Source organism: Streptomyces graminilatus (assembly GCF_001418565.1).
GTDB lineage: Bacteria > Actinomycetota > Actinomycetes > Streptomycetales > Streptomycetaceae > Streptomyces > Streptomyces graminilatus.
Map to the genome: position 1 here is coordinate 24,857 of NZ_LIQQ01000032.1, position 12,067 is coordinate 36,923.

The following is a 12,067-nucleotide window of genomic DNA, read 5'->3' on the forward strand; positions in this document are numbered from 1 at the left end:
CAGCGGGCAGGGGGCGGAGGGTATTGGTGCGGGCGGTGGTGTCAGGTGAAGTGACGGTCCAGGCGCCAGCGCGGCCGGGGGCGGTCGGTCCGGTCGATCACGACCTTGGGCGGCAGCGGCAGGTCGTGGAAGGGCGACTCGTTGGAGTCCATCTGGTAGCCGGCCGTGTTCGGGTACACCAGGAGATCCCCGGCTCGCGGCAGGCGCGGGAAAGTGATCTTGCGCCAGGTGAGCATGTCCGACTCCAGACAGGTGGCCGCGCCCACACTGGCCGGGAACACCCCGGCGGGCGCGAGCGGTTCCTGGGGGAGCAGCCGCGGGTCGGGAAGGTACTCGCTGTTGAACCACTGCTCGGACAGGCTCAGGCTCGTCCCGTCCACGGTCAGCAACCGGTAGCCGTCGCGCTCCTTGACGCCCTGGACGGTGAACACGGTGGCCCCGGCCCGGTCGAGCAGGGCGCGCCCGGGTTCCAGGAGCAGTTCAAGACCCGCGTCCCTGAGGACGTCGGCCAGGGTGCCGCCGGTGTTCTCCGGCCGGGTCGCCAGGAGCGCGGCCAGGGCGTCGGCCCCGGCGACGGGGGAGTGGTACGGGTAGAAGTCGCCGCTCCGGAACGACTTCCCGGCGTGATAGTGGGCCGGGCTCTGGTCCTTGAGGAAGGTGTGCCAGGCGTCGGCGTCGGTGTAACTGATGGGCAGGCCGCCGCCGATGCTGATCCGGCCGGCCTCCAGCCCCTTGACGCGGGCCGCCAGGCACAGGTCGGCGAGCCGGGCGGCGAGGTCGGCGCGGGGCTGGAGGGCGTAGCCGGACAGATGGAAGCTGAAGCCCTCCATGCGCAGCGCGTCGCCCGCGGACACACAGCGGTCCATGGCGACGGCCAGCTCGGCCCCGGTCATCCCGAACCGGCTGTGCGGCTGCGCGGGTGGCAGCGCACGCAGGAGCACCCGGCCCGGGCGGACCCGGCCGGTCAGCGCGAGGGTGATGACGGCGTCCAGTTCGTCGAGCGCGTCGACAGCCACCAGCGCGCCGTGCTGGACGGCCAGCCGCAGCAGACGCGGATCCTTCGCGGGCCCGGTCACCACGAGGTGCTCGCCCCGTACGCCGTGCCCGAGCGCCTCGCGCAGCTCCCCGGCGGAGGCCACGTCCACCCCGGCGCCCAGCGCCGCCGCGCGCTCGGCGAAGACGGCCGCCTTGTTGGCCTTCTTCGCGAAGTACACGAAGCCGTCCACACCGGCGGCGGCGAGGGCGTCCCGCATGGCGCGCAGGTTGGCGTCGAAGGCGTCGGGCAGCAGGAAGTGGAAGGGACCGCCGAAGGCGTGGGCGAGTTCGGGCAGCAGCCCGCTGGCCAGCACCGCTTCCGTGGCGGGGTCGGACAGGGCGGGGAGCGAGGGGAAGCCGGGGGCGGTCACTGCCACAGCGGCACCTCGGTGCCCAGGCCCTGGGCGATGGCCAACTGCGCGAAACGGTGGCCGAGCGCGATGTCGGTGACGACGAGACCGCTGTTGTAGGCGAAGATCCGCTCGGTGCCGCTGACGCGTCCGGCAGTGATCCCGGCGATCACGGGCGGGAACTCGGTGTCGACCGCGGGGAGTTTGCCCTCGGCGTCGGCCATGTCGGTGCCGGTGACGTTCATCTGCGCCTCGCTGGTGGCGATGACGCGGTCCGCCCGGTGCAGCGTGGAGGGCGCGAGTCCGTGTCCGACGAGGACGGACAGCGCGCCCGGCTTCAGCCAGCCCGACTCGACGGCGGCCGGGGTGTGCGCGCCGGCCGTGGCCACGATGACATCGGCGTCCATGGCGGCGGCCCGCAGATCGGTGACGATCTCGACGTCCCGGTCGGGGAAGTGCGCGCGCAACTCCTCGCGGACGGCCGCGATGCCCTCGGGGTGGGTGCCGGACAGCATCAGCCGGTCCAGGTCCGGAAGGGTGGTGAGCAGGAACGGCAGGGCGAGGCGCCCCTGGGTTCCGGTGCCGATGACCAGTGCGGAGCGGGCGCCGGGGGCCGCGCATTCACGGGCGAGGAGCGCGGAGACGGCCGGTGTGCGCAGCGAGCCGATGCGGGAGCAGTCCATCATCGCCACCGGCAGCCCGGTGACGTCGTCGTAGAGGGTCAGCGACGTGTAGTAGTGCTGTTCCTCGCGGCCCTTGTCCAGGCCGTGCTTGTACGAGGTCTTGATCGCCACGACGTCGCGGGAGCCGTCCCGGCCCAGCATCGCGTAGGAGACGGAGTGGCCGTCCTCCGGTTTGACGGTCAGCTTGCGGGGGTTGTCGGACTGGCCCGCGTGGAGCGTGCGGTAGGCGCCTTCCACCGTGGCCACCACGTCGGCCAGGGATATCTCGATCCCGGCGAGGTCGCTGGTGGACAGGATCCGCAGATGGGTGCCGTCCCCGGACACCGGGGTGCCGGCCGGGGCGGACGGGATGGCGGCCGAGATGTCGGCCGAAGCGTCGGCCGAGTTGTCGTACGACGTGTCGGGCATGGGTGATTCCTTCGGTGGGGGGCGGGTGTTCAGCTCGTGAACGCTTCGAGGGCGGCCTGGCCGTAGCCGTGCTCGGCGGCCTCGGCGGGCGGCCGGGTGCGCCTGCCGGGGACGCGGACGGAGGCCCGCTTGAGCCAGCGGTCGGTGCCGTCGTAACGGGCCTTGAAGGGGACCCGGCCGTGGACGACGAGGTCGTTGTCGACGACGAGGACGTCACCGGGTTCCAGACTGACGGCGACCGAGACCCTGGCCAGCTCGTCCGACAGGCGGTGGTAGGCGGCGCGGTGTTCCTCGGATGCCTGGTCCAGCGGGGTGTAGGCGGGGTCGAAGCGCAGGGTCGGCCCGTCCGGGGACTGCCACAGCGTGGGTACGAGCGGCGGGGTACCGGCGTAGGACCGGGCTTCGGCGTAGGCGTCGTCGGGGAGGATCGGCAGGGCCGGACTGCTGAGCAACTCGACGTCACCGGAGGGCAGTTCGGCCTGCCGGATGGAGGCGGCGGTGGTGGCGACGGAGTCGTGGTTGCGCATGCAGCCGAGGATCAGCAGATGGGCGCGGCCGGGGTGGAAGGCGTCCTCGGTGTGCGGGCTGAGCAGCACGCTGCTGCTGGCGCCGGTCTGCTCCTCCTCGTGACCGGGGGAGGGCACGATGTTGTGCACGAACCGGCCGTCCTGCTGCCCCTCCCAGGCGATGGGGGTGCCCATCACGGTGGCGAGCAGGAGCAGGGCCACGTCGTACACGGCCCCCGAGGCGGCGGCGGTCGACCAGTGGTCCGGCGTGGGGCCGATGGCCTCGTCGTCCACGGGGATGCCGCGTACGACGTACAGGCCGGCGGAGGTGTCCACCGGGCGGCAGGCGTCGCGGATACCGGCACCGAGGGCGGCGGCAGCGGCCGGGACCTCGCGTACGAGGGCTTCGGAGCGGGGGTCCCCGCCGTGGGCGGAGAGGAGGTGCTGGGCCGCTTCGGTCAGTTCGTGTACGGCGTGCGGGTCGAGCTGGCGCACAGGCGTGACTGCCGTCGGCATGGTCAACCGTCCGTTCATGGGGGCGCGTGCGGGCGCGGTGGGGTGGCCGGCGAAAGCCGGGCCGGGGCGTGCCGGGTGGATCGGCCGCACGGGACACGTGGGTCGGCGGAGTCGCGATCCGTTTACGCACCCGGTCGGCTGGATTAGGTTAGCCATGCCTAAGTTAGGCGGCTTGAGCGAAGGGTGCAGTACTCCAGTTGGAGTATTGCCGCATGGTGATCCCTTAGGGTAGGCATACCTAAGTAAATGGATGCCGCTTTTGGGAAGCCGAGGAACAAGTGGACCTGACGAGACGTCGATTGCTGTGGGCCGGTGCCGCTCTGACCACGGCGTCCGTGCTGACCGCGTGCGGCAGCGGCGCCGGCGACCAGCCGGCCGGGTCCGCCGGCGGAGGGTCCGCGAAGCCCCGCAAGGGCGGCACGCTGCGGGTCGGGGCCCTCGGCCGCGCGAGCGCCGTCACCCGCGACCCGCACGGGGTCCAGTCCAACGAGAGCGACTACCTGATCATCAGCCTCGTATACGACGCGCTGACCGTGCCCGGCGCCAGGCCGAACACCGCGCCCCGCCTCGCCGCGAGCTGGGAGGCCTCGGCCGACCTGAGGACCTGGAAGTTCAGGATCGCCAAGGGCGCCAAGTTCCACGACGGTTCCCCGGTGACCGCGAAGGACGTCGTCTTCTCGCTCAAGCGGCTGCGCGCCACCCCCGCCGGCGCCTCCCGCCTGCCGGGCATCGAGGCGAAGAACATCACCGCCGAGGGCACCGACACGGTCGTCCTGGTCTCCGACTACGCCAACGCCGAACTCCCGCTCCTCACCCGTCTGACCACCTTCGTGATCCCCGACGGCACGAGCGACAAGGACATCGCGAAGGCACCGGGCACCGGACCGTTCAAACTCGACTGGTTCCGGGACGGCAACGCACGCCTGGTGCGCAACGACTCCTGGTACGGCGGGGCCGTGCACCTGGACGCAATCGAGGTGAAGATCTTCGAGAGCCCGCAGGCCATGGCCAACGCGCTGCTCGCCGGGCAGATCGACGTCGCCTCCAACGCCGGTGCCATCGCGGCGCGTACGGCGAAGACACGCGGCGACGTCCAGACCGTCCGCCGGCCCAACGACATGGCGATGCCGATCGTCATGCGCACCGCCGACGGCCCCTTCGCCGACGCCAGGGTGCGCGAGGCGCTGCGCCTGGCCGTCGACCGCGAGGCCATGGTGAAGCAGGTCCTGTCCGGCTACGGCAGCGTCGCCAACGACATCCTCGGCACCGGCGACCCCGCCTACGCCAAGCAGATCCCGCAGCGCGCCCGTGACCTCGCCAAGGCCAGGCAACTGCTGAAGGAGGCCGGATTCGACACCTCCAGGACCTACGAGCTGTACACCACCGAGGACATCTCCGGCCTCGCCGAGTCGGCCACCCTCTTCGCCACCCAGGTACGCGAGGCCGGCGTCAGGATCAAGGTCGTCAAGCAGGAGTCCGCGGTCTTCTGGGACAAGACCTGGCTCAAGGGCGACCTCTACACCACCTACTGGGGCACCAACGACTCGGTGGTCTTCTTCGCCAGCAAGACCATGGTCTCCGGCAGCGCGCAGAACGAGGCCGGCTGGAAGGACACCGCATTCGACACCGCGTACCAGAAGGCCATCGGCACCGCAGACGCCGCCCGGCGCACCCAACTGCTCCAGAAGATGCAGCAGATCGAGTACGACAGCTCCGGCTACCTCCTGTGGGGCATGGCCGACGGAGTCGACCTCGCCGCCGCCAAGGTGCACGGACTGCCGACCCTGCCCGGCTACGGCCGCGTCCAGCTCGAAAAGGCATGGCTGGCCAGTTGATACCGGACATCGGAGAGCCGGCCGCCCTCCCGGCGGCGTCCGCCGGGAGCCGGCCGGCCCCGCCCGTGGCGGCGCGGCTCGCGGCCCGCGCCGGCCTCGTCGTTCTCGTCGTTCTCAAACGCGCGGCGCTCCTCGCGACGCTGCTCGCCGTCGTGTTCATCGGCGTCGCGCTGCTCCCCGGTGACGCGGCGAGCGCCACCTCGGAGCGCGGCGAGAGCGCCGCGGACCTGGCCCGGCGGCGGGCGCGGCTCGGCCTCGACCGGCCCGTCCTGGAACGGTTCTGGGACTGGATGTCCGGGCTGCCCACCGGAAACCTCGGGACCTCCGCACATGGTGAACGCGTAAGCTCCATGCTGGCCACGGCGTTCCCCAACACCCTGGTGCTCAGCGGAACAGCCCTGGTCCTCACGGCTCTGCTCTCCCTGGCGTTCGCGTCCGGCGCGGCCCTGCGACCCGGCGGACGCCTCGACCGGATCGTCGGCGGCGCGTCGACCGCCGTGTTCGCCGTCCCGGAGTTCGTCGTCGCCGTCGGACTCGTCCTGGTGCTGTCGCTGTGGACCGGCTGGCTGCCCGCCGTCACCCTCACCGACGGCGACGGCACTCCCGCCTCCTGGACCATGCTCGTACTCCCCGTGCTGGCCCTGACCATTCCGCAGGCCGGCTGGAACACACGCATCGCCCGCGCGGCCCTCGCCGACGAGGCCCGCGCCCCCCATGTCGAGGCCGCCGTCCTCGACGGCCTGCCGCCGCACCGGGTGATGCTGTGGCACGTCCTGCCGGGCGCCCTGCCGACCATCGCCACCGGACTCGCCACCTCGTCAGGAGTGCTGCTCGGGGGAGCGGTCGCGGTGGAGACCATCTTCAACTACCCAGGCGTCGGAGCCGTGCTGGCCTCCGCGGTCGCCGACCGGGACACCCCGGTGATCGCCGGCGTGACCGTGCTGGCGGGCGCGGCCATCACCGTCGTACTGCTGGCGGCCGACCTCCTGCGCGACCTCATGACAGTAGGCCGACGATGACCATCCCCCACCGCGCGGCCCGCTTCCTCCGGGTCCTGCCCGCCGCGCTGCTTGTCGTCCTCGCCCTTGTCGGACCGTGGATCACACCCCACGCGGTGGACGAGCCCGGCACGATGCCGTTCGCCGAACCCGGCGACGGGGCACTCCTCGGCGGGGACCAGCTCGGCCGCGACGTCCTCAGCAGAGTGCTGGCGGGCGGTCGTGAACTCGTACTGTCGGCACTGCTCATCGCCGTGGTGGTCACGGCCGCCGCAGCCGTCATCGGGACGATCGGCGCCCTGCGACCGGCCGTCGGCCGCGTCGTCGAGCGCGCCGCGGACGTTCTCATCCTTCTCCCCGCCGTGCTGGGCATCATGCTGGTCGCCCTGTCCTGGCCGGGCGGCGGCCGTCTCGCCGTGGCCGTCGCGGCCGTCGTCCTCGGACTGCCCTACGCCGTCCGCCTCGTCGCCCACGCCGCCGCCCCCGTGGCCGCGTCCGGCTACGTCGAAGCGGCGGCGGCCGGCGGCGAGCGGCTCTGGTTCCTCGTGGTCCGGGAAGTGCTGCCCAACCTGCGTGCCATCCTGCTCGCGCTGTTCGGCCTGAGATTCGTCGCGGCGGTCTACGTCGTCTCCATGGCCGGCTTCCTCCAGATCGGCCCCCAACCCCCGGCCGCCGACTGGGCGTTGATGATCCGCGAGAACTCACCCGGCATCCTGCTGAATCCCTGGGCCGTCCTCGCCCCCAGCGCGGCGATCGGCCTGCTGGCACTGAGCGTCAACCTCGCGGCGGCCGCCCTGGCCCCGCAGACCGGCCGGAAGGCGGTAACCCTGCTGTGAGCCCCACCCCCGACCAGCACAGGGACACCGCTGCCCGACTTCCCGCACCGGTGGCCGAGGTGAACGGACTCGGCATCACCGCCTCGGACGGCCGCCGTCTCCTCGGCGACATATCCATGAGCCTGCGCCCGGGCCGACTTGTCGCGATCACCGGCCCGTCGGGAGCGGGCAAGACGACCCTGATGCGCGCCCTCCTCGGCCAACTGCCCCCCGACACCGCGCACTCGGCAGGACACCTCCACGTACTCGGCCACGACATGCTCGACCTGGGCGAACGCGAACGCCGTGAGATCCGCAGAACCAAGATCGCCTACGTCGGTCAGGATCCCGCGTCGGCCCTCAACCCCCGACTGCGCATCCGCACGCTCCTCACCGAGCTGAACACGGACCGCACCCCCACGGCCGTACGCGATCTGTTGGACGCGGTCCGCCTGCCGGCCGAGCCCAGGTTCGCCTCCCGCCGTCCGGGCCAGCTCTCGGGCGGCCAACTGCGCCGAGTCGCACTGGCCCGCGCCCTGTCCAAACGGCCGGCCCTGCTGCTTCTGGACGAGCCCACCGCCGGACTCGACCCGGCGCTCCGCGGCGAGATCACCGAACTGCTCCGCCGCCTGACCCACGAGCACCAGCTCGCCGTGGCCTTCGCCTCCCATGACGCGGACGTCGTCGCACAACTCGCCGACGATGTCGTGGTGTTGGGTTCGGACGGGGCGCGGGGGGACCGGCTGAAGCGTCCTTCGGTTACTTCTGTTGCGGCAACTGGCCGGGAGCCGTCGGGTGCGGATGCGGGTGCCGCAGGCGCTGAAGGTGCTGAAGGTGCTGAGGGCGCCCCTGTCCTCGAAGTCCACGACCTCAGCGTGACGTTCGGCCGCGGGGGAGAAGGGAGCCAGCCGGTCCTGGACGGCGTCCACCTCTCCGTGGCCCAGGGCTCGGCGGCAGCCGTCGTCGGAGCCTCCGGGTGCGGCAAGACGACACTGGCCCGGACACTCGTCGGCCTCCAGCGGAGCCGGTCGGGCACCGTACGGCTCGACGGCACAGCCTTGCCCGCGGCCATGTGGCGCCGCAGCCGGGAACAGCGCCGCCGGATCCAACTGATCACCCAGAACCCGCTCGGCGCGCTCAACCCCAGCCGTACGGTGGGCTCTTCGGTGGCCAGGCCGCTGCGCGTGCACCACAGAACCCCCGCGGCCTCCGTCGATCGGGTCGTCGAGGATCTGCTGAACCAGGTCGGACTGCCCCCCGCGTTCGCCGACCGGTATCCGCACGAACTGTCGGGCGGACAGCGCCAACGGGTGGCGATCGCCAGGGCCCTCGCGGCCGGACCCGACATCCTGATCTGCGACGAGATCACCTCCGCACTCGACGAGGCCACCGGCCACGCGGTCATGGACCTGCTCCAGCACCTGCGCGAGGACCGGTCCATGACGCTCATCGTCATCAGCCACGATCTGCCCCTCGTCCGGGACCGCACGGAGACGGTCACCGTCCTCGCCGACGGGCGAGTGGTGGAGTCCGGCCGCACGGCGGATGTCTTCGCCGATCCACGGCACCCGGCCACACGCGAACTCTGCCGCGACTTCGTGACGTGAATCGCGCGGCCTTTCGCGATTCCGGTGCAGTAGTTGATTTTTTCAGTGAAGGTGAATGATGCTCCGCGTGCTGCTGGTCCATGGCCGGGATTCCGTGTATTCCCGGGTCGACGACCTCATGGAAAGAGCGTCGGGCATCGAACTGGTCGCAGCAGTCGAAAGTGGGATCGAAGGTGTCCGGCTGGCTTGTGAACTGCGGCCGGACGTGGTTCTCGTCCACCACGACGCGACGGGGATCGACGGCATCGAGGTGTCCCGTCAGATCACGCAGGCGCCGTGGGCGGCGGGTGTTCGGGTGGTGATGCTGGCCGATGCCATCACGGAGACCTGGGTGTTCGGGGCCCTGAATTCCGGAGTCAGCGGATTCCTCGAAATCGGGGATCAGGCGGCAGGACTTGTCGATGCGATAAAGTCCGTCGCTCGCGGCGACGCGCATTTGTCACCGGCCGCGACGCGCTGCGTCCTCGACAGGATATTTCCGCTGACGCACATCGTCGTCGGCGAGGAAATGGACGAGAGGTTCACCGATCTCACCCCGAGGGAACGGGAAGTGGTTTCCTTCGCGGCTCTCGGTCTGGACAACAGGGAGATATCCGATCGCCTGATCGTCTCGCACCTCACCGTGAAGACCCACATCAATCGGGCCATGCTCAAGCTCGACATCAGAAGCCGCGCCCAGCTCGTCGCGGAGGCACATCGAAACGGCCTCGTCCGCGCGAGAGGCGAGGAGGCACGATAGTCGCTCGGGCGGCGACACGCCCGTGATGTCTCCCCCCGCCCTGATAATAGGGGCGGGCGGCTGAGGCCTGTCCTGTGCACAGCCCGGCAAGAAGTGGGAGGGGCCATGACCGAGGGTGACGGTGAGCGTCGGCCTGCGGGAGAGCTGGAGGCGAGCGTACTCGCCGCGCTCTGGGCGGCGGGGAAACCGCAGTCGGCCGCCGAGGTCCGGGCGGTGATGCCACAGCCGCTGGCCCGCACGACGGTCGCGACACTGCTGGTCCGGCTCCACGACAAGGGTGTTGTCGGCCGCAGTCCGGCGAAGCGCGGTTTCGTCTACTTCCCCGTCGAGGACTCCCATGGCCTGACCGCCCGCCGAATGCACCGCGAACTCGACCAGGACGAGGACCGGAGCACGGTACTTGCCCGGTTCGTCGAACATCTCACCACCGAGGACGAGCAGGAACTGAGGCGCCTGCTGGACGAGAACGGACGCTGACCCGGCCGCCGGCAGCCGGTGTTCAGTCCCCGTCCCCTTCCCCGTCCCCGATCCGTACGAGCCCGCTCTCGTAGGCGAAGATCACCGCCTGGATACGGTCCCGGAGGCCCAGCTTGGTCAGGATCCGGCCCAGGTGGGTCTTGACGGTCGTCTCCCCGACGAAGAGGCGGCCCGCGATCTCACCGTTGGCCAGTCCCCGGGCGACCAGGGCGAGGACGTCCCGTTCCCGTTCGGTGAGAGCCCCGAGGCGGCTGCGCTGGGCGGGAGCGGACGCGGGGGCGTGCAGGACGAAGCGTTCGACAAGGCGCCGGGTGAGCGAGGGCGCCACCATGACCTCGCCCCGCAGCACCGCACGCACGGTCACCAGGATCTCCTCGGCGGGGGCGTCCTTGACGAGGAACCCGTTCGCGCCGGCCCGCAGAGCGGCGTAGGCGTACTCATCGAGGTCGAAGGTGGTGACGACGAGGATCCGGGGCCCGTGGGGCTGCGCGCAGAGGTGCTCGGTCGCGGCGAGACCGTCCAGACCGGGCATGCGTACGTCCATCAGGACGAGGTCCGGCTCCAGCGCGGCCACGCCCGCGATCGCCGCGTCGCCGTCGGCGGCCTCGCCCACCACGGTGAGGTCGGGCTGGCTGTCGACGACCATGCGCAGCCCCATCCGGATCAGCTCCTGGTCGTCGCAGATCAGCACACGGGAGGGTGCCGCGGTCGGAGACGGCATTGGGACCGGGGCCGGGGCGGTCATGGGGTCGCCCCGGTGGGTTCGGCACCGGTGGGGCGCAGGACGGCGGCGACCCGGTAGCCGCCGTCGGGCGTGGGCCCCGCGTCGACACTCCCGCCGTAGAGGGCGGTGCGTTCGCGCATGCCGGTCAGTCCGTGCCCCGAGGAGTGCGGCGGGGCGGCGGGCGCCGTGGCGGCTGCCCCGCCGGCTCCGGCCGAGTTCCGTACCTGGACGCGGACCAGCCGTCCGGGCCCCTGGGTGCCGGTGTCGACCCGTACGTGGATCGTGGCGTCCGGAGGCGCGTGCTTGACGACGTTGGTGAGGGCCTCCTGCACGATGCGGTACGTCTGCACGCCGACATCCGCCGCGAGGCCTTCGCACTCTCCGTGAAGGTCCAGCCGGGCGCGTGTGCCGCCCGTGTCGAGGCGCTGGACCAGCCGCCGTAGTGCGACGGCCAGCGACTCGGCCGTCCCGTCGGGTTCGGGGCCGGAACCGGAGCCGGGGCCGAACCCGGGGCCGTGGGCGGGGAGGGGGCCGCCGGCATGGGCGTCCGCGCCGGGCGTGCGCAGCACCTCCAGCAGTCGGCGCAGTTCACCCAGGGCCTCGCGGCCGGTCGCGCTGATGACGCCGAAAGTGCGGTCGACGGCGGCGGGGTCGACCTGCCGCATCATCCTGCCGCCCTCGGCGTTCAGCACCATGACGCTCACACTGTGCGCGAGGACATCGTGGATCTCGCGGGCGATGCGAGCCCGTTCCTCGGCGACGGCGACCCGGGCCAGCGCGAGACGTTCCGACTCGGCGAGCGCGACCCGCCGCTCGAACTCGGCGATGTAGGCACGCCGGGCACGGACGTACTCGCCGAACACCCAGGCCCCCGCCAGCAGAAGCTCCACCGCGAGCAGCGTGAGCCAGGCCCCCCGGGCACCCGGGCCCTGGTGGTCCCGCTGCCACGCGGGGACCCACAGCAGAACGCAGCCGGTGGCACAGATCATCGTCGCCGCGGCGGCCCGGCGCAGGCCACGCACCGTGAGGGTGGCCAGCACCGCCGCGAGCGAGACCGCGCCGCGCCCCGGTTCCTGTCCCCAGACGTGTCCGAGATACTGCGCCCAGAACGCCGCAGTCACCAGGGCCGCGACGAGCACCGGCCGACGACGGCGCCACAACAGGGGAAGCACCAGGGCCGCGTACACGACGACCTGCACCCGGACCGGCCGCCAGCCCGGCTCCGCGCGGATCACCGGGGGCACGGCCACCAGCACGACCAGCAGGAGGTCCGTCAGCCACGGGTGGCCGCGTCGGAGGCGGGGCAGGGTCTCGATGAGCCGTTGCACCACCTCACGCTACGGCCGGGGCCCGCACCACCACATCGTCCTGCGG

At 71.7% G+C, this 12,067-nt stretch carries 11 protein-coding genes; 6 read left to right on the top strand and 5 right to left on the bottom strand.

The genetic code is table 11. The annotated features are described in order from the left end of the window. Positions 1-41 precede the first annotated feature (41 nt). Genes AOK08_RS04185 through AOK08_RS04195 form a run of 3 tightly spaced genes read right to left on the bottom strand, consistent with a single transcriptional unit; the run spans position 42 to position 3,498 of the window. Positions 42-1,412: a type III PLP-dependent enzyme domain-containing protein gene (locus AOK08_RS04185; RefSeq protein ID WP_055523742.1), complete on the bottom strand. Its 1,371-nt coding sequence runs from the start codon at positions 1,410-1,412 to the stop codon at positions 42-44. After that, on the bottom strand, positions 1,403-2,476 hold the full coding sequence (locus AOK08_RS04190) for an ornithine cyclodeaminase (protein WP_079053808.1): 1,074 nt from the start codon (positions 2,474-2,476) through the stop codon (positions 1,403-1,405). The genes AOK08_RS04185 and AOK08_RS04190 overlap by 10 nt, the downstream gene beginning before the upstream one ends. A gap of 29 nt (positions 2,477-2,505) precedes the next feature. Continuing rightward, the gene (locus AOK08_RS04195) at positions 2,506-3,498 is read right to left on the bottom strand and encodes a TauD/TfdA family dioxygenase (protein ID WP_055523744.1); all 993 of its coding nucleotides are present in this window, start codon (positions 3,496-3,498) and stop codon (positions 2,506-2,508) included. A 278-nt stretch (positions 3,499-3,776) separates the two neighbouring features. Here AOK08_RS04195 and AOK08_RS04200 point away from each other — a divergent pair, with 278 nt between their 5' ends. The 6 genes from AOK08_RS04200 (at position 3,777) to AOK08_RS04225 (ending at position 9,969) form a co-directional block, all read left to right on the top strand. Further along, positions 3,777-5,333 carry an ABC transporter substrate-binding protein gene (locus AOK08_RS04200; protein ID WP_055523746.1) on the top strand — a complete coding sequence of 519 codons (1,557 nt, stop codon included), beginning with the start codon at positions 3,777-3,779 and terminating at the stop codon, positions 5,331-5,333. After that, entirely contained in the window at positions 5,318-6,352 is a 1,035-nt protein-coding gene (locus AOK08_RS04205; protein WP_055523747.1) for an ABC transporter permease, read from the top strand. Before AOK08_RS04200 ends, AOK08_RS04205 begins: the two co-directional genes overlap by 16 nt. Beyond that, positions 6,349-7,167 (top strand): ABC transporter permease, encoded by an 819-nt coding sequence (locus AOK08_RS04210; RefSeq protein ID WP_055523749.1) that lies wholly within the window; start codon positions 6,349-6,351, stop codon positions 7,165-7,167. Before AOK08_RS04205 ends, AOK08_RS04210 begins: the two co-directional genes overlap by 4 nt. Continuing rightward, on the top strand, positions 7,164-8,753 hold the full coding sequence (locus tag AOK08_RS04215; protein ID WP_055523751.1) for an ABC transporter ATP-binding protein: 1,590 nt from the start codon (positions 7,164-7,166) through the stop codon (positions 8,751-8,753). The genes AOK08_RS04210 and AOK08_RS04215 overlap by 4 nt, the downstream gene beginning before the upstream one ends. 67 nt (positions 8,754-8,820) lie before the next feature. Further along, positions 8,821-9,492 carry a LuxR C-terminal-related transcriptional regulator gene (locus AOK08_RS04220; RefSeq protein ID WP_198539103.1) on the top strand — a complete coding sequence of 224 codons (672 nt, stop codon included), beginning with the start codon at positions 8,821-8,823 and terminating at the stop codon, positions 9,490-9,492. Positions 9,493-9,597: 105 nt separating this feature from the next. After that, positions 9,598-9,969 carry a BlaI/MecI/CopY family transcriptional regulator gene (locus tag AOK08_RS04225; RefSeq protein ID WP_055523754.1) on the top strand — a complete coding sequence of 124 codons (372 nt, stop codon included), beginning with the start codon at positions 9,598-9,600 and terminating at the stop codon, positions 9,967-9,969. A 22-nt stretch (positions 9,970-9,991) separates the two neighbouring features. Here AOK08_RS04225 and AOK08_RS04230 read toward each other — a convergent pair whose 3' ends face one another. After that, the gene (locus AOK08_RS04230; protein WP_055523756.1) at positions 9,992-10,690 is read right to left on the bottom strand and encodes a response regulator; all 699 of its coding nucleotides are present in this window, start codon (positions 10,688-10,690) and stop codon (positions 9,992-9,994) included. A 20-nt stretch (positions 10,691-10,710) separates the two neighbouring features. Beyond that, the gene (locus AOK08_RS04235; protein WP_063794004.1) at positions 10,711-12,021 is read right to left on the bottom strand and encodes a sensor histidine kinase; all 1,311 of its coding nucleotides are present in this window, start codon (positions 12,019-12,021) and stop codon (positions 10,711-10,713) included. Between the last annotated feature and the right edge of the window lie 46 nt (positions 12,022-12,067).